Annotated in this window: 15 protein-coding genes; 6 read left to right on the plus strand and 9 right to left on the minus strand. The window is 52.9% G+C overall.

Annotated features, from left to right (window positions below):
• Positions 1 to 25 precede the first annotated feature (25 nt).
• Positions 26 to 1,141, minus strand: a complete 1,116-nt coding sequence (locus tag ACKPCT_RS06640) for a LacI family DNA-binding transcriptional regulator (RefSeq protein ID WP_319568736.1) — start codon at positions 1,139 to 1,141, stop codon at positions 26 to 28.
• A 110-nt stretch (positions 1,142 to 1,251) separates the two neighbouring features.
• Between ACKPCT_RS06640 and ACKPCT_RS06645 the strand changes: the two genes are divergently transcribed.
• The 6 genes from ACKPCT_RS06645 (at position 1,252) to eda (ending at position 7,847) form a co-directional block, all read left to right on the plus strand.
• On the plus strand, positions 1,252 to 2,277 hold the full coding sequence (locus ACKPCT_RS06645) for a TRAP transporter substrate-binding protein (protein WP_319568737.1): 1,026 nt from the start codon (positions 1,252 to 1,254) through the stop codon (positions 2,275 to 2,277).
• Between the two features lie 171 nt (positions 2,278 to 2,448).
• On the plus strand, positions 2,449 to 3,024 hold the full coding sequence (locus tag ACKPCT_RS06650; protein WP_090074779.1) for a TRAP transporter small permease subunit: 576 nt from the start codon (positions 2,449 to 2,451) through the stop codon (positions 3,022 to 3,024).
• Positions 3,021 to 4,340: a TRAP transporter large permease gene (locus ACKPCT_RS06655; protein WP_407652458.1), complete on the plus strand. Its 1,320-nt coding sequence runs from the start codon at positions 3,021 to 3,023 to the stop codon at positions 4,338 to 4,340. Before ACKPCT_RS06650 ends, ACKPCT_RS06655 begins: the two co-directional genes overlap by 4 nt.
• A gap of 28 nt (positions 4,341 to 4,368) precedes the next feature.
• Positions 4,369 to 6,168 carry an IlvD/Edd family dehydratase gene (locus ACKPCT_RS06660; RefSeq protein ID WP_319568738.1) on the plus strand — a complete coding sequence of 600 codons (1,800 nt, stop codon included), beginning with the start codon at positions 4,369 to 4,371 and terminating at the stop codon, positions 6,166 to 6,168.
• 121 nt (positions 6,169 to 6,289) lie between these two features.
• Positions 6,290 to 7,219, plus strand: a complete 930-nt coding sequence (locus tag ACKPCT_RS06665) for a PfkB family carbohydrate kinase (RefSeq protein ID WP_319568739.1) — start codon at positions 6,290 to 6,292, stop codon at positions 7,217 to 7,219.
• Positions 7,212 to 7,847, plus strand: a complete 636-nt coding sequence (gene eda / locus ACKPCT_RS06670) for a bifunctional 4-hydroxy-2-oxoglutarate aldolase/2-dehydro-3-deoxy-phosphogluconate aldolase (RefSeq protein WP_319568740.1) — start codon at positions 7,212 to 7,214, stop codon at positions 7,845 to 7,847. Before ACKPCT_RS06665 ends, eda begins: the two co-directional genes overlap by 8 nt.
• Before the next feature lie 135 nt (positions 7,848 to 7,982).
• Here the strand turns inward: eda and ACKPCT_RS06675 are convergent, their stop codons facing one another.
• From ACKPCT_RS06675 to ACKPCT_RS06710, 8 genes are all read right to left on the minus strand, one after another.
• The gene (locus ACKPCT_RS06675) at positions 7,983 to 9,461 is read right to left on the minus strand and encodes a mannitol dehydrogenase family protein (protein WP_319568741.1); all 1,479 of its coding nucleotides are present in this window, start codon (positions 9,459 to 9,461) and stop codon (positions 7,983 to 7,985) included.
• On the minus strand, positions 9,449 to 10,222 hold the full coding sequence (locus ACKPCT_RS06680) for an L-iditol 2-dehydrogenase (RefSeq protein WP_090074862.1): 774 nt from the start codon (positions 10,220 to 10,222) through the stop codon (positions 9,449 to 9,451). Before ACKPCT_RS06680 ends, ACKPCT_RS06675 begins: the two co-directional genes overlap by 13 nt.
• A complete protein-coding gene (locus ACKPCT_RS06685) occupies positions 10,219 to 11,229 on the minus strand; it encodes an ABC transporter ATP-binding protein (protein ID WP_319569395.1) in 1,011 nt (336 codons plus the stop codon). Before ACKPCT_RS06685 ends, ACKPCT_RS06680 begins: the two co-directional genes overlap by 4 nt.
• A 9-nt stretch (positions 11,230 to 11,238) precedes the next feature.
• A complete protein-coding gene (locus ACKPCT_RS06690) occupies positions 11,239 to 12,075 on the minus strand; it encodes a carbohydrate ABC transporter permease (protein ID WP_090074774.1) in 837 nt (278 codons plus the stop codon).
• A gap of 11 nt (positions 12,076 to 12,086) precedes the next feature.
• Positions 12,087 to 13,025, minus strand: coding sequence for a carbohydrate ABC transporter permease (locus tag ACKPCT_RS06695; RefSeq protein WP_319568742.1), 939 nt, complete (start codon positions 13,023 to 13,025; stop codon positions 12,087 to 12,089).
• 164 nt (positions 13,026 to 13,189) lie between these two features.
• Positions 13,190 to 14,485: an ABC transporter substrate-binding protein gene (locus ACKPCT_RS06700; RefSeq protein ID WP_407652459.1), complete on the minus strand. Its 1,296-nt coding sequence runs from the start codon at positions 14,483 to 14,485 to the stop codon at positions 13,190 to 13,192.
• A gap of 96 nt (positions 14,486 to 14,581) precedes the next feature.
• Positions 14,582 to 15,616 (minus strand): LacI family DNA-binding transcriptional regulator, encoded by a 1,035-nt coding sequence (locus tag ACKPCT_RS06705; protein ID WP_319568743.1) that lies wholly within the window; start codon positions 15,614 to 15,616, stop codon positions 14,582 to 14,584.
• A gap of 247 nt (positions 15,617 to 15,863) precedes the next feature.
• Positions 15,864 to 16,886, minus strand: a complete 1,023-nt coding sequence (locus ACKPCT_RS06710; protein WP_319568744.1) for a TRAP transporter substrate-binding protein — start codon at positions 16,884 to 16,886, stop codon at positions 15,864 to 15,866.
• Positions 16,887 to 17,084: the final 198 nt, after the last annotated feature.

Genomic DNA, 17,084 nt, shown 5'->3' on the forward strand with positions numbered 1-17,084 from the left:
AGCGCGCGCAAGCTGATCAACCCTTTTAAAATTTGCCTGCCAGGTTTTTGGTCGACGATCTCTTTTTTAGTTCGAAGCCGGAGTTAACAATCCGCTTTTTGACGCTTTGAGGTTGGTCTATTTCAGCCAACAGCATTTCAAATGCCATTTTACCTATCTCATAGCGAGGCGTGGCAATGGCTGTGAGAGCCGGATGCATATGCTTGGTCATTTCCATGTCGTGAAAGCTGCATATGCCAAGTTGTTCAGGCACTGAAATCAGGCGCCTCTGTGCCTCGACAAGGACACCTATGCCGATGTCATCATTGTTGCAAAAGATAGCGTCAACAGTCTCGTCTTTTGAAAGCACTTCTTCCAGCATATGACGGCCGAGCCCAACCGAGGATGATTGTGGTGTCGTCACCATTCTTCGTTCATCCCAGAGATTCGCCTCTTGGCAGGCTTTCCGGAACCCATCCAGTCGACGGCGAGAGCGGGCGTCAAGCCGCGCTCCGACACAGCCGGGATTGCGATAGCCGCATTCGATTAGGTGGGCAGCTGCTGCATACCCTGCGGCTTCATGGTCGAATCCTACTGCCATATCTATCGGGGTTCCACCATAATCCATGATCTGAACAATCGGACAGTGTGCAGAAGACAACATCTTTCTTGCTTTTTCTGTCTGTTCAAAGCCTGTCAGAATTAGTCCTGCCGGTTTCTGCCGCAGAAAAGTGCCAATCAACGCTTCTTCCTTAAGCGCACTGTAACGAGTGTCGCCAATCTGGATGAAAAACCGCGTCTCCTCACTGACTTCATAAATCCCATCCAATACATCCTCAAAGACAGTGTTGGTGAGGGATGGAAGCAATAAGCCAATATTGTGCGTGACCCTGGAGGCAAGAGCAGATGCTGCCGGGTCCGGGCTGTATCCCAGCTTCTCAACTGCGGCCTCGACCCTAATGCGCATCTGTGGTGACACCAGTTCCGGCGAACGAATGGTGCGCGAAACAGTGATTGCACTAACATTTGCCGCTTTCGCCACATCAACAAGGGTTGGCTTGCGGGATGATGATGATCGTCTTTTAGCCATGAGTTTATCATAACTTATAGAGTATTTCTGTCTATAGACATTTGGTTGATTGACGAATGATTGCGCAATCATTTATCACTTATGGCGAGGCAACGACAATTCGCTTTGGAGGAAGGGAGAGTCCTGCCTACCCATCACAGAATGGGAAAGCCCATTTACGGATTCACGGGAGGAATCACACAATGAAGCTTGTTACTGTTCGTGCGCTGGCCCTCGGCGCCGTCTCTATTCTGGCATTGGCTTCTGGTGCTTTTGCGCAAGACTATGCCCTGCGCTTCCAGTCATCAGACCCGGCCGGCAACCCCAATTTCGGACTACAGCAAGACTGGGCCAAAATGGTCGCAGAGCAGACTGACGGCAAGGTCACCATCGAAATGATGCCAGTTGAAACCATCGTTGCTCATAGTGAAACGCAGGATGCTGTGGCTGCGGGGATTATCGACGGTCACTTTACAGACACCTCTTACTTCGCGGGTAAGGAACCTGCTCTCGGGCTTATTGCCAATCCAGTCGGAGCCTGGTCAGATCCGAACCAGATGCTCGATTTCGTCTACAACGGCGGTGGCAAAGAACTCATGAATGAGATTCTTGAACCTTATGGACTTCACTTTATAGGCCCGACCACACCGGGGCTTGAAGCCTTTGTGTCCAAGGTGCCGCTTGACGGTGTCGATGACCTGAAAGGTCTTAAGCTTCGTGCGCCAGAAGGCATGGTGCAGAAGGTTTTTGCAGCCGCAGGAGCCGCTCCGGTTAACTTGCCTGGCTCGGAAGTCTTCACCTCGCTCGACAAAGGCGTGATTGATGCCGCCGATTACAACACCTTCTCGACCAACCAGTCGCAAGGTCTGCATGATATTGCCAAACACCCTGTCTACCCCGGCTTCCATTCCCTGCCGTTGATCGAGGTCAGCATCAACAAGGCGACGTGGGATTCCATGCCGGCGGAGGTGCAAAATCAAGTCGCCAAAGCGACCAAGGACTTTGCACAATATCAGATCCAGAAACTGAATGAACGTGATCAGGCGGCCGTTGCCAATTCGGCTTCTGATGTGGTGATTCATGACTGGCCAGCAGCCGAACGTGCCAAGTTCCGTTCTATCGCCAAGAAGCAGTGGGCGGAAGCAGCCAAGGCATCGCCCTATTCTCAGAAGGTCTATGACACTCTGATTGCCTATCTGGAATCAAAGGGACTTATGGGAGCCGACTAGGCACCGGACGGCAAGAGCCGTCTGCTGGGAGAGGCGTCGCCCAGACGCCTTCCCGATGTGCGCCTAACCTGACGCGCTGATCCCGATTGTTAAAACGCCTCCCCGATGAGGCGAGGATCCAGTCGTTCCAGACTAGATCCATTCTCCCCCTTGGCCACCCACAGGTGTCAAATGACCGGATTAGAAAAACCCAACGAAGAGGCCAGTATCGCTGACCACAAGAAACCGCCGAAGGCATGCCCCGAGGCAGGTTTGTTCGGCAGGATCGTAAACCGAATGGGGATTGTTTTCTCTGTCGGTATTCTGGTCTCTGCAGGAATTCTCTTTGTCGAAGTTGTCATGCGCTATGTCTTCAATAGTCCGACAACATGGGCACATGAAACCGTCGTATTTCTCAACGCATGTGCCTTCATCTTCGGCGGCCTATATGTTGCCGCCCATAACAAACACATTCGGGTCGTGCTGGTTTATAGCATGATACCGGATGGACCGCGCCGCTATCTTGATGCCGTAATCTCGTTTGTGTGCATGGTTTCTACCGGTTTTTTCGCCTTTGCATCATGGTCAAGCATCCAGCGTGCGATATGGACACCGCAGGGACAATTCCATCTAGAAACGAGCGGCTCGGCATGGAATCCGCCCTTCCCCGGCACACTGAAGGTGTTCCTATTCGTCATCATGATTGCCCTGACGATCCAGTTTTTCATCTACACACTCAAGTTTGCCTTCAAAGCGGGAGCTAAATGATGGACTTCCTCATGAATATCAAGGCGTTGGGCATTGAAGGTGCCACACTCGCCATGTTCGTCACGCTTGTAGGCCTACTCTTAACCGGTATGCCGCTGGCTTTTGTTACCTTGCTGGTTGCTCTTATATTCGCGCTTGGCTGGATGGGCCCCATGGTCCTGCCACTGATTTCAAGCCGCATTTTCAGTTTCGTCAATTCCTTCGTCTTTGTTTCGGTGCCTATGTTTGTGCTAATGGCTGCCATATTAGACCGATCAGGCATAGCGAGGGACTTGTTTGATGCCATGAAACTGCTCGCGGGTCGTATTCGTGGCGGTGTCGCGTTGCAGACCTTGCTGGTTGCCGTCATCTTGGCTGCCATGTCTGGTATCGTCGGCGGCGAGGTCATCCTTCTGGGGATGCTTGCCTTGCCGCAAATGCTGCGTCTTGGTTACGACCGCAAGCTTGCCATTGGTGTTTGTTGTGCTGGTGGCGCGTTGGGTACTATGGTGCCTCCCTCCATCGTTCTGATCATCTATGGCTTGACTGCCAACGTCTCCATCGGTGATCTGTTTACAGCATCCTTCCTTCCCGGCTTCATGCTGGCCAGTTTCTATGCGGCCTACATTCTCTTTCGTGCCTATACCAATCCAGCTCTCGCACCCATCGCCGAGCCAGAGGACATGACACGCGCCGAAAAGCTGCGCCTGCTCAAGGCTCTGTTCCTTCCCGTCATGGTAGTGATCTTCGTTTTGGGGTCCATTTATGGCGGTATTGCCTCTGTAACAGAAGCTTCCGCAGTAGGCGTGGTAGGCGTACTTCTCTCGACCGTCATTCGGGGTGAATTTAACAAGACCCTGCTGCTTGGTGCCATCCGGCAAACGCTTGCAACCGTGGGCATGATCGTATGGATCGGTATTGGTGCATCTGCCCTAGTGGGAGTGTTCAATCTTATGGGAGGTACTCGGTTTGTCTCGGCTCTTATTCAGGGCGCATCGAACGAACCGATTGTGATCATCCTGTTCATGATGGGCATTCTGTTCCTGCTTGGCATGTTCCTTGACTGGGTCGGTATTGCGCTGCTCTGCATGCCCATCTTTGTCCCAATCGTCAAAGACCTCGGCTACGACCCAGTCTGGTTCGGTGTGGTCTTTGCCATGAATATGCAAGTCAGCTTCCTATCCCCACCATTCGGTCCGGCTGCCTTCTATCTAAAGTCGGTTACACCACCGGATATCTCTTTGGGTGAAATCTTCAAATCGCTCTTGCCGTTCATCTGTCTCCAGATCTTGGCAGTCGCCACCTTGCTCATCTTCCCGGGCATCACAGGCCGCTAGGCAGATGAATAGCCAAAAGGAATTCGTTATGTCCAATGAAAAGAAACGCCGCCCTCTCCGTTCGGAGCTCTGGTTCAACGACCTCTCCAACCCTGAAATGACGGCCATCTATATCGAACGCTATCTCAATTATGGAATGACGCTTGAGGAACTGCAATCTGGCAAACCGATTATCGGCATCGCCCAGACTGGGTCAGACCTGTCACCCTGCAACCGGCATCATCTTGAACTAACGAAGCGGGTCCGCGATGGCATTCGCACCGCTGGCGGCATCCCGATGGAAATTCCGGTTCATCCTATTCAGGAGACGGGCAAACGTCCGACGGCCATGCTTGATCGTAACTTGGCCTATCTCGGCCTTGTGGAAGCCCTGCATGGCTATCCGATTGACGCGGTCGTGTTGAATATCGGCTGTGACAAGACCACTCCTGCCCTGCTTATGGCTGCGGCAACCGTTAACATTCCGGCTATTGCTCTTTCCGTCGGCCCAATGCTCAACGGCTGGTATAAGGGCGAGCGTTCCGGTTCGGGCTCGATTATCTGGGAAGCCCGTCAACAGTTCGCAGCGGGAGCCATTGACGCCAAGCAGTTTCTTCAGATGGCTGCGTCCTCAGCTCCGTCTGTGGGCTATTGCAACACGATGGGGACAGCTTCGACCATGAACAGTCTGGCAGAAGCCCTTGGCATGCAGCTGCCCGGTTCTGCCTCCATTCCAGCCCCTTACCGGGAACGGTCGCAGATTTCTTATGACGTGGGAGAACGCATCGTAGACATGGTGTTTGAAGACCTCAAACCTGCCGATGTCATGACCCGCGATGCGTTTGAAAATGCCATTGTGATCTGCTCGGCGATCGGTGGGTCAACCAATGCGCCTATTCACCTCAATGCCATTGCTCGGCATTTGGGTGTTGAGCTCTCCAACGAGGACTGGGATGCAATTGGTTATGAAGTTCCGCTGTTGACCAATGTACAGCCTGCGGGAGAGTATCTCAGTGAGGATTTCTACCGTGCAGGTGGCCTGCCTGCGGTTATAGGCGAGCTGCTCCGTGCCGGCCTCATTCCTCATCCAGAAGCACTCACTGTTACTGGCAAAAAGTTTGGCGAACTCTATCAGGAAGCCGAAATAGAAGAGCAGGAAGTCATTCGTTCAATTAGCAAGCCACTGGCAGCGCAGGCTGGGTTCCTTAATCTAAGTGGAAATCTTTTCGATACTGCAATCATGAAAACGTCAGTCATTGATGACGAATTCCGTAGCCGATATCTATCCAATCCGGACGACCCCAATGCTTTTGAAGGGCCAGCCTTTGTCTTTGATGGCCCCGAGGACTTCCACAATCGCATTGACGATCCTGATCTCGGGATAACGGCACACAGCATTCTGATCATGCGGGGTGCCGGACCAATCGGCTATCCGGGAGGTGCGGAAGTCGTCAACATGCGTCCGCCGTCTTATCTGATCAAGCAGGATATTCACGCTATGCCATGCATAGGGGATGGCAGACAGTCAGGCACCTCCGGCTCGGCATCGATCCTCAACGTATCGCCAGAAGCCGCAGCAGGTGGCAACCTTGCGATCATCAAGGACGGAGATTTCGTGCGTGTTGACCTGAATAAACGCGCCGTCATGCTTAAGGTTTCAGACGAGGAAATTGCCAAGCGACGCGCCGACTTGCTTGCCAGTGGTGGACCCAACGTGCCTGAGAGCCAGACACCGTGGCAAGAACTGTTCCGCAAGCATGTCCGTCCATTCTCAGAAGGTATGGTTCTGGAAGGCGCAGATAAGTATCGGGACATCGGAAACACCAAAGTTCCGCGTCACAGTCACTAAGCCACACAAGATGATTGCCGGAGATACGACAACAGTCCTCCGGTAATCCTTTCCCCCAACTCGGAGCAATCCTCTGCTCGTATTCCTCTTGCTAAGTTGATTTTTATCGCCGGAGCAATTCATGACGTCAGATTCTCAGAAGCCCATTCTTTTTGTTGGCGCCCTCACCGAGGACAGTATTTTTCGAGTGAGTGGATTTTCCAGTGGGTCCGGCAAGTTTATAGCCGAGCGGGCGACTCGCAACGCTGCCGGTATGGCTTCAAGCGCAGCAACGGCTGCCGCTCGCATTGGCGGCAAGGCAACGCTTTGGGCCAGCGTCGGTGACGATGCCTCAGGAAAGGAATTGATAAAGGATTTGCAGTCCGAAGGCGTCGATTGCGGTCTTGTCCGCACCGTTATTGGAGGTAAGAGCGCTCGAGCAATAATTATCGTTGACGAAACCGGAGAGCGCTGGATCGTCGTCGATTATGACCCGGTGACTCAATCTTCCCCTGAGGGGCTACCAACCAATGACTTCTCACAGTTTAAAGCGGTGATGTGCGATGTGCGCTGGCCTGGTGCCGCTGCGCTTGCCTTGGATGCAGCCAGGGACGCCGGAGCAATGGCCATTCTTGATGCAGACGTCGCCCCACGTGATGTACTCCTTGATCTGGCAAAGCGGGCCACCCATTTGATTGCATCAGAGCCTGGCGCCTCCCTTCTATGCGACAGGAAAAGTTCTCCCGAAAATGCCGTTACCGCGCTCAATGACCGATACGGCGTTGTTGTCTGTGTAACAGCAGGTGGCGACGGCACCTATTGGTGCCCGGCTCAAGGAGGCCCCGTACGGCATGTCGCTGGCCCCAAAGTCGAAGTCGTTGATACATTAGCCGCTGGAGACATATTTCACGGCGCCATAGCGCAAGCTCTATGCGAAGGCCAACCATTGGAAGACGCCATCCGCTTTGCCAGTTCTGCTGCGGCACTCAAATGCACCGTGTTCGGAGGACGTCTTGGTGCGCCCGGACGCGCAGAAACCATCAAGCTCATGGAGGAAACCTATCATGGATGAGCAAACCCTGATTTCCAAACTGAAGGCCGGCCCGGTCATTCCCGTTATAAATCCTGCGTCCGTAAAGGCTTGCCTTGACGCAACCGATGCGCTCGTTGCTGGTGGCGCTATCGCCATCGAAATTACCCTGCGCTCAGATATCGCCCCCAAAGCCCTAGAAGAATGCCGCAAGGCCTATCCGGATATTGTCATCGGGGCTGGGAGTGTGATGGATGTGGAACGCTATGATCAGGCTGAGGCGTTGGGGGCTGATTTTACCATTGCTCCGGGGCGGTGCTTTGATGTCGAGAAACGGGCGAAGGGGCGTTCCGTTGTGCATGTGCCTGGCATCGTAACGCCATCCGAAATCATTCAAGCACGACTTGATGGCTTCCATCTTCTCAAATTTTATCCGTCCGAAGCCATGGGCGGTGCCAAAACCCTCAAGGACTTCGGGCACATTTTCCCGGATATCATGGTCATGCCTTCTGGTGGCATAAGCTATGAGCGCCTTCCAGGCTATGCATCAATTCCCATTGTTCTCTCCGTTGGAGGATCATGGATGTATGCCCAAAATGGTAATTATCGCGAGGCATCAGACATGTCCGACAAAATGAGAAAGTCTCTATATGCCATGCTCAAGTCATGAGCCCTAACGTTGAAACATGCAAGAAGGCTGAAAACTGCGAGTTTTTTTGCTGTGATTGGCACGTCTACGCGAGCGCCTAATACAAGAAAGCCCTGCAATAGCCACGAAAGCTAAGGCAGGGCCCCAAGATAGTGGTCATCGATGCAAATATGTCTGCAAGACGCTATCTACACCATCTTCAGCGAGACATATTGCCCACCGGATGAATGCCTCCCGGAAAAGATCATTCTGGGCGATATCCCCGTAATACTGTCGCTGGTTCAGCCAGTTTGTCGGGTCATCAACCGATGCTTCTGCCACCTTGTTCAGTGCAGCCCAGTTGGGATCATTCGGTTCAATCACAGAGCCGTCTTCTCGTTTGCCATAACAATAGCGCATCCACAAAGCGCTCATCAGCGCCAATCCGTCTATCGGCTGGCCATTTGCCAGCGCATCACGAATGGACGGAATGATGAAGCCCGGTTGACGACTGGAGCCGTCAAAGGCAACACGGCGCGTCGTATCAACAATTTCGGGATTTGAAAAACGGGCTTCAATAAGCTCGAGGTATGAAGATGGCGTCATGTCCGGCACGGGCTTTACATTTGGCAACACCTCACGCTTCATCGTATTCAGCAAAAATGCCCGAATAGCTTCATGGTCCATGCAGCCAGAAATGGTCTTGATACCGAGCAGATCACCTGACATGGAGATTATCTGGTGGCCTCCATTAAGGATGCGCAATTTCATGGTCTCATAGTCATGGACCGACGGTGCAAAGGTAGCTCCGGCCCTATCCCAATCTGGGCGACCTTTGCAGAAGTTATCTTCGATAACCCATTGCCTGAAGCTTTCGTGGGTTACAGGCACTGCATCATCGATGCCGAAAGAATGAACCAACGCCAATTCCTTGGCCCCAGTGGCTGGAACGATGCAATCGACCATCGAATTGGGAAATGTGCAATGCGTCTCGATCCAGTCGGCAAGATCCGCATCTGACAATTTGGCGAGCGAAACAAGGGTGCGCTTCAATATGCCTCCATTGCCTTGCAGATTGTCACAGCACAAGCCGGTAAAGGGGCCGGTTCCCGCCCCCCTTCTCTGCTTGAGCGCTGCAATCATGGCCCCAAAAGCGGTTCGCGGGCTATCTGGGTTGGCAGCATCATGCTCCATATCAGGATGTGTGGCGTCAAACTGTCCTGTCGCCGGATCGAGATAATATCCCCCTTCTGTGACAGTCAGAGCGACAATCCTGATATCAGGTTGGGACATGCGCTCGATAAGCGGGCGATTGCCCTTTTCGACAGGCACATAGTCAATCATCGACCCGGTGACTTCGGCGGACTTCTCCTTGGGGTCCAATCTGATGAGCGTGGTCAGAAAATCCTGTGCCACCAACCGCTCTCTTTGCGCCCTGTCATGATCGCGCACGCCAGCGCCGACAATCGCCCAGTCCTTGGCCAGCCCCATCTCCATCAAGCGATGCAGATACCATGCCTGATGCGCCCGATGAAAATTGCCAAGACCGATATGGACTATTCCGGCAGAAAGGGTTGAACGATCATAGGTCGGAGTTTTAACGCACGAAGGTATATCTCCAAGAGTGTCATTTCTAAGCGGGATCAGCTCAACCATTGTCCACCATCCACATTATAGGTTTGTCCGAGAATGTAATTTGCTTCATCACTCGCGAGAAAAATGGCCATACCGACCAGATCGTCTGCACGCCCCATGCGCCCATAGGGAACCGCCGCATCGACCTCCTTTTTCTTCTGGCCGGGTGCCTTCTGCTCGAGATCGGCAAAGAAACTATCGACACCATCCCAGTGTTCGCCGTCGACCACACCGGGTGAAATCGCATTCACATTGATGCCGTGTTGGATGAGATTGAGCCCGGCAGACTGGGTGAGCGAGATCACCGCTGCCTTCGATGCGCAGTAGACGGACACAAGAGGCTCGCCTCTTCGGCCTGCCTGACTGGCCATATTGATGATTTTGCCCTTGATGCCCTGCGCGACCATGTGGCGAGCAACGGCCTGCATCGTAAAAAGCGTGCCAGCGACATTGATATCAAAGACCCTTTGAAAATCCTCTCGCCGGATCTCGGTGACAGGTGCGGCGGTAAAGAGGGCTGCATTGTTGATTAGAATATCGACCTGCCCCAACGTCTTGACTGCGGTGTCTACTGCAGTCTCAATGCTTTGCTGGTCTGCCACGTCCATTTCAACTGCGTGCGCCTTGCTACCTATGGCATGCGCACTGCTTCTAGCGCGTGCGCTATCAATATCGGCAATGACCACCTCTGCGCCTTCACTTGCATAAGCTCTAGCAAAGGCGAGCCCTATTCCGCGCGCAGCACCGGTAATCAGCGCCTTTTTCCCTTCAAGACGGTTCATGAGACCCGATGCCCCTCGCTATCGAATTTATGGATCTGGTCCATTTGGGCGGAGAGATAGACGGTGTCCCCATGGTTGATTTTTACTTCTCCACCAGCCCGAACGGTCATCGGGTCGCATCCGTCAATGCCATGCACGTGGATGAAAGTGTCTGAGCCAAGATGCTCGGCGACGCCGACCTTGCCTTGCCAGACATTGCCCTCACCTTTCGGGCAAATCTGAACATGCTCGGGACGAACTCCGATTGTATGAGCGCCCAAGGTTCCGGCTTTTTCTCCATCGATGAAATTCATCTTGGGAGAGCCGATGAAACCGGCCACAAACGCGTTGCGGGGTTCTCTATAAAGATCGAGCGGAGAGCCGACCTGCTCAACCCTGCCCGATTGCAACACAACGATCTTGTCCGCCATCGTCATGGCTTCAACTTGATCGTGGGTGACGTAAATCATGGTCGTTTTGAGCTTCTTGTGCATTTCGCTGATTTCAAGGCGCATCCCCACACGCAAGGCTGCATCAAGGTTCGACAAGGGCTCATCAAACAGAAACGCCGTAGGGTCCCGCACAATGGCCCGCCCGATCGCCACGCGCTGGCGCTGGCCGCCCGAAAGCTGCCCCGGTTTACGATCGAGATAGTCGGTGAGGTTGAGAGCCGTCGCTGCCGCTTCAATGCGCGTATTTTGCTCGGCTTCGTTCATTCCGGCCATGCGCAATGGAAAAGCGATATTCTTGCGCACAGACATATGCGGATAAAGGGCATATGTCTGGAAGACCATGGCCAGCCCGCGCTTGGAAGGGGGAATATTGGTAACATCCTCCCCATCGATCAGAATACGGCCCGACGTTACCTCCTCCAGACCTGCAATCAAGCGCAGGAGGGTTGATTTCCCGCAGCCCGATGGCCCGACAAAAACCGCGAATTCACCATCCTCGATGGTCAGGTTCAAGGGCGGGATGACTTCCAGATCACCAAATTTTTTGGTGACATTTTCCAAGACTATACGTCCCATCATTTCCTCCTACTTCACGGCACCAAAGGTCAGACCTTGGACCAACTGTTTTTGACAGAACCATCCCAGCACGATGATCGGCCCGACAGCCGCAGCCGACACCGCAGACAAACGTCCAAAGAAAAGCCCTTCGGGCGCACGATTGCCCTCGATCAGTTTGGAAAGGGTTGCAGCTTCCGTGGTGGTTAGACGGACGGTCCAGTAGGCTTCATTCCAACAGAAAATGAAGCAGAGCAGCGCGGTAGAGGCGATGCCACCCCATGCCAGCGGAATGAGGATCTCCCTCACCTCCCCCCATGTGCTCACGCCATCCATCTTGCCTGCTTCGATAATCTCTCGCGGGATTTCCTTGAAGTAGGTGAACAGCATCCACACCACGATCGGCAGGTTGATGAGACTGAGCACCAGGATCAGCAGGAAGTGCGTATCGAAGATGCCGAGGAAGTTCTTGGTAAGAAAGGTCATCGGATAGAGCACTGCGGCCGCAGGCAACATCTTGGTGGACAGCATCCACATCAGCACGTCCTTGGTGCGTCGGCTTGGGTTGAAAGCCATTGCATAGGCAGACGGAATTCCAACAACCAATGTGAAAATTGTTGCAAAAACCGATGTGATGACCGAATTGGCCGCAAAGCGCCAATAGTCGTAGTTTTCCGTCATGTTGATGTAGTTATCAAGCGTTGGCGTAAAGGAGAATAGAAACTCCGGCTTGACCGCAACAGCATCCGTCTTGAAGCTTGTCAGGATCATCCAGAAGATGGGAAAGAAAAATAGCAGGCCGACCAACCAGGCAAGAACGGTACGACTTGTCTTTGAAAATCTGTTTGTTTCAGCAACGATAGCCATGGTTCAGCTCCTTAATCCATCAATGTCTTGCCAATCATGCGCAGCAGAAAAATCGCCACGATATTGGCCAAAATGACGGCAAAAATCCCTGTTGCGCTGGCTGCACCAATGTTGTTATTGGCGAACTCGCCGATCAGATAGGGAAGATTCTTGTTTCCGTTTCCGCGACTAACGATCTCGATTTCCGCATAGAGCGAGAGATGAAAGATCGCCTGTAGCATCACGACAATCGCGATAGGTCGCCCAAGATGCGGCAGGGTAAGAAAACGGAACTGCGACCATGCCCCCGCGCCGTCCAATACGGCGGCCTCTTTTTGCTGTTGATCCTCAGACTGCAAAGATGTCATGAAAATCAAAACCGCAAAGGGTGTCCATTGCCATGTGACCATGATGATTACGGCGTAGGCTGAGGTCTGCGTAGCCCTAAAGGAAATCGGCTCCAATGTTGGCCACAGCGAGAAGAACCAGCCAACGAGCGGCGCGTCCTTGAGCAAGGTGATCAGGTCGTTGATCCCTCTGATGGCAATACCCTGTAGCCCCAGCACCGGGTCCAGGATCATGTTGATCCAGAGAACCGCGTTGACGGCTGGCATCACGAAGAAGGGAGAAATCAACAAAACCCTCACAATGCCCCGCCCCGGAAAGGCCCGATTGATCAAAATGGCAATCAGAACCCCTAGTGTAACGGTAAGGAACAGAATACTGCTAACAATGAACAGACTATTTTGAACCGCAAACCAGAAGTCCTTTGCATCGAGAACAAACTCATAATTGCCGAACCCGCGCCAGTTGCTCAGCGCAGGAGTTGTCCATTCAGGCCGACGCAAATTATTGAGAACGTATCGAATGAACGAGAAATAAAGCGTCATGCTCAAAGGCACCAGCATCCAAACCAGCAGCAGCAAAACCGCTGGGGTCTGAAGAAGCCGCGCAAGCTTTCTTTTGGACATATCTCACCCGTCCCTGCGAATGACCCCATTCGCATCCCATAGTGCGGGCATGTTGGGCTCCGGCCGATACCGCAACGCACTGCGATCGCCGGAGCCTTTTCAACCCATAATATTGTAAATGTGAAGGTCGATCATGGCCGACCTTCACTGATGTGAGGAGATGGTTATTCGAAGTATCCGGCTTCTTTCATGATGGATTCGGCCGCATCTTGAGAGGCTTCCAAAGCCTCATCGACGGTTTTCGCACCAGAGAGAGCGGCAGCCATTTCTTGAGCGACAGCAGAACCGACTTCGGGAAACTCCGGAATGGCAGCAAACTGCACCCCGACATATGGCTTCAGATCCGTTGCTTCAGGCGCGGCGGATTCAATCGCAGCAAGTTCTGCCGAAGCGAAGTTTGCTGCGGCCTGAAATTCGGGATTTGCGTAAGTTGATTTGCGCGTACCGGTTGGTACAGCCCCCCAGCCAAAGTCCGGATGGTTGGCAACGGCCTGAATATAGTCCTTGGATGTTGCCCACTCGATAAATGCCTTGGCTTCTTCTGCCTTGTCTGTCCCGGTAGGAACAGCCATTGCCCATGCCCAGAGCCAGTTGGCTCCAACAGGGTTGCCAGCATTTGGAGACTGCGCATAGGCAACCCCGTCAACTTCAAGGAATGAGGCCGCAATGGTTGCATCGATCCACATGCCACACTTGCCTTCATTATAAAGCGCAAGAATTTCATTGAAGGAGTTGCCTTCCGAACCCGGAGGGCCGTAGGTGCCAAGGAGATTGACATAGAAGTTAATCGCTTTGTGCCACGCTTCAGTGTCAATCGTAGGCTTGAAGTCTTTGTCGAACCACGCGCCGCCGAACGAGTTCACCATGGCCGTGATGAAAGCCATGTTGTCGCCCCACCCCGGTTTGCCGCGCAGGCAGACGCCATACACGCCTGCATCTGGGTCATGGATTGCCTTGGCCGCAGCCAGAATATTGTCCCAGCTGTCATTGTCGGCAATTGTTACGCCCGCAGCATCCGTCAGGTCCTTGCGATACATGACCATTGAGGACTCGCCGTAGAATGGTGCTGCATATAGCTGACCATCGTAAGACAGGCCGTTGCGAATGGCCGGAAGCATGTCATAGATATCGTAATCGTCACCGAAATTCAGCGGCTCGATCCAACCGGCTTCCCCCCAGATTGGCGCTTCCTGCATACCGATATTGATAACATCATACTGGCCTCCTCCGGTCGCCGTGTCCGAGGTTACCTGCTCACGCAGAACCCCTTCTTCGAGCGAGACCCAGTTGAGCGCCACACCGGTTTTCTCGGTGTAGGCCTCGGCCACTTTCTGCATATTGATCATGTGACCGTTATTCACGATCGCGATTGTCAAGGATTTGTCCCCATCCGCAGCAAAGGCTCCGGTTGCGATAAGAGTCATGGCCGTCGATAGGCCCAATAGTGTTTTGCTAAACATCCAATCTTCCTCCCTAGATTGTGGTGAATAGGGAGGAAATAGAACATGACGATATCGCGCGGTCAACTAATTATTTACGCGCGTAAACATTTAGGATTAGGCTGACTTGCGCATAATCAATTTTCCTTCGAAGAAAGTATCGGGCCTGACCTCCGTGGTCGTTTCACTTTTGACAGATTCCAGAAGGACTTCGACAGAACGACTAGAAATTGCATCATAGTCTTGGGCTATTGTCGTGAGTTGTGGATAAGTAAAACGGGAAAACGGGTGATCGTCCTGCCCAGCGACACGGATATCCGCATCAGGAGCCAAACCGACCTTCAGACCCTTTTCATGACAGGCCGCAAGAAACCCGATTGCCAGACGATCATTGCTGCATAATACCGTACGGGATTTGAAAGCCCCAGAGGCAAGTGCGTGCAGCCCACCCTCATATCCGATATCCTCAAGCGCCCATCCCTCACCATCAATCTGAACAATCTCCGGCTCTAGCCCATGATCTTTCATGGAATTGATATAGCCTTGCCGTCGTTTGCGCGAGTTGGGATTGGGTGGCGTTTTCATTTCAAGAAGCGCAGGAGGTTCACCACTCCGGTAGAGATATTCAACCATCAAAGTCGTAAACTGGGCATTGTCCGATCCAACGAACGCCATCCCTACATCTTTGATATTGCTATCGAACAAAACGGTTGGCACATCCTGACAAAAGGCGGCAACAGCGTCTTGGTTCGACAGGCGGCCAAGTGGTGCCAACAAGACCCCGGAAGGTTTCATTGATCGAAGAGCATCAAATATCTTGCCCTCATGCTCAGCAGAGCCATTCGAGCTGAAAAGCGATGGAGAGTAGCCAGCAGCAACACATTTCTGCTCAAGATTGCGCACCATCTCCCCGAAAAAGGGATCCGACAGATAGGGAACAACAATGCCAATCGTTTTCGTTAATCGCCGGTTCTGGTTGATGGCGTAGATATTGGGGCGATAGTCAAACCGTTCCAGCGCCTCCTCGATCTTTTTGCGTGTCGAGGGCCTGACGCTATTCGGGTCATTGAAGAATTTGGAAACGGTCGGACGCGACAAGCCGCTTGCCTCTGCGAACTGTTCCATATTGCGGATTTTGGGTGTGCGGGCCATTTGTCTGCATCTCATTCTTGTCCTGACAAGGGAAGCACAAAAATTTTACGCGCGCAATTTTAATATTTCCTCCAATAGAACTTCGTCATCAAACCATTGCACAAAACAAAAAACTTCGCGCTCTGAATGAACCAGCATTGCTGTTGCTCAGGACACTAAAAACCCGCCAGAGATTGTCTCTCTGGCGGGTTGAAACCAAAGCAAAGCGCCTTGTGACTAACCCTATAAGGTTGAAGAGGCGGACGCGTTAGTTAGACGGCCTTGCAGTCTGCATCTTGGCCAGAGCTTCTTTAGCATCGAACCCTTGTGCTGTGACGGCTTCTACCCACGCTTTCTCAAGCGGAGTGGCAACGGACAGAAGGTGATCAAGTACTGCGCCATCCGCCGAATAGACATTGATTCCGGCATCGCTGGTCGCTTCGAAGCCCTCCGCATCTTTCTCGTCCCATGCCTTGCCGGCCAGCTCAGAGAAGGCCAGACCGGAAACAGACATGATTGCCTCCTGATCTTCCGGGGAAATGCCTTCCCATTTGGCCTGGTTCATCACAAGGAACCATGAGGTGTTATAAAGCCCGCCACTAACAGTCATCACGTCGGTGAGATGCTTTTCCAGTTTGAAAGCCAGAAGCGAGTCCAACGGCATGCAAACACCGTCAATCACGCCGCGCGTCAGCTTTTCATAGACCTCGCCTGACGACATGAACAGCGTTGTGGCGCCCATACCTTTTAGCAGATCTGCAGGATAGCCCCCCGGAGTACGCACCTTAAAGCCGGCAAAATCGCTCGCCGCCTCGAAATGCCTGTCTTTGGACAGAAGCGCGCCCGGACCGTGGGTGAAAAGACCAAGGACATGCGTCCCTTCATGTTCAGTGGCAGCATCGAGATCTTCGGTGTATACGGTCCAGAAATTCTTCGAAACGCTCACGGCATCATTGCCAAGAAAAGAGAACTGACCGACGCGAGACCTAAGGAACCGGCCATCGTTGATAAAGCTGTGTAGACCATAGGTTATGTCAGCCACGCCATCACGTGCCATGTCGTAATGGGCGGGTGGTGCGCCAAGCGGCTTGGCCAACACACGGATTTTCACACGACCTTCGGTGACCTCTTCGACCTGCTTTGCCCACGGCTTGATCGCCCCCACGACCAACTGATGGCGCGGCGGTAGCCAGCTTGAAAGAACAAGCTCTGTTGCCGCAAAAGCAGGCATGGCTGTCAGTGTGGTGACGAGGGCTACCCCGCCAAGAATAGTGCGTTTGATGATGTTCAACTGTGATCCTCCCAGATTGTCAATTGGGAAGCCGCGTGTTTACGAGGTTCCTCTCCTCGCTCACACCACAACAGGCTCCCTCCGGATTAATACTTAACATGTTAATTTTAAATTAGACAAGTTCAACCTTCGCGGTAGCTCTTTAGCATTGGCGAAGACCGGATAAGTTCACAAGAGCACCAACAACCGGCGGGAGAA

Origin of the sequence: Cohaesibacter marisflavi, assembly GCF_963665895.2 — a bacterium.
Taxonomy (GTDB): domain Bacteria; phylum Pseudomonadota; class Alphaproteobacteria; order Rhizobiales; family Cohaesibacteraceae; genus Cohaesibacter; species Cohaesibacter marisflavi.

Bases quoted from the DNA above. Each gene is read 5' to 3' on its own strand.
- ACKPCT_RS06640 (WP_319568736.1), bottom strand. From the start codon at position 1,141: ATGATTGCGCAATCATTCGTCAATCAACCAAATGTCTATAGACAGAAA.
- ACKPCT_RS06645 (WP_319568737.1), top strand. From the start codon at position 1,252: ATGAAGCTTGTTACTGTTCGTGCGCTGGCCCTCGGCGCCGTCTCTATT.
- ACKPCT_RS06650 (WP_090074779.1), top strand. From the start codon at position 2,449: ATGACCGGATTAGAAAAACCCAACGAAGAGGCCAGTATCGCTGACCAC.
- ACKPCT_RS06655 (WP_407652458.1), top strand. From the start codon at position 3,021: ATGATGGACTTCCTCATGAATATCAAGGCGTTGGGCATTGAAGGTGCC.
- ACKPCT_RS06660 (WP_319568738.1), top strand. From the start codon at position 4,369: ATGTCCAATGAAAAGAAACGCCGCCCTCTCCGTTCGGAGCTCTGGTTC.
- ACKPCT_RS06665 (WP_319568739.1), top strand. From the start codon at position 6,290: ATGACGTCAGATTCTCAGAAGCCCATTCTTTTTGTTGGCGCCCTCACC.
- eda (WP_319568740.1), top strand. From the start codon at position 7,212: ATGGATGAGCAAACCCTGATTTCCAAACTGAAGGCCGGCCCGGTCATT.
- ACKPCT_RS06675 (WP_319568741.1), bottom strand. From the start codon at position 9,461: ATGGTTGAGCTGATCCCGCTTAGAAATGACACTCTTGGAGATATACCT.
- ACKPCT_RS06680 (WP_090074862.1), bottom strand. From the start codon at position 10,222: ATGAACCGTCTTGAAGGGAAAAAGGCGCTGATTACCGGTGCTGCGCGC.
- ACKPCT_RS06685 (WP_319569395.1), bottom strand. From the start codon at position 11,229: ATGGGACGTATAGTCTTGGAAAATGTCACCAAAAAATTTGGTGATCTG.
- ACKPCT_RS06690 (WP_090074774.1), bottom strand. From the start codon at position 12,075: ATGGCTATCGTTGCTGAAACAAACAGATTTTCAAAGACAAGTCGTACC.
- ACKPCT_RS06695 (WP_319568742.1), bottom strand. From the start codon at position 13,025: ATGTCCAAAAGAAAGCTTGCGCGGCTTCTTCAGACCCCAGCGGTTTTG.
- ACKPCT_RS06700 (WP_407652459.1), bottom strand. From the start codon at position 14,485: ATGTTTAGCAAAACACTATTGGGCCTATCGACGGCCATGACTCTTATC.
- ACKPCT_RS06705 (WP_319568743.1), bottom strand. From the start codon at position 15,616: ATGGCCCGCACACCCAAAATCCGCAATATGGAACAGTTCGCAGAGGCA.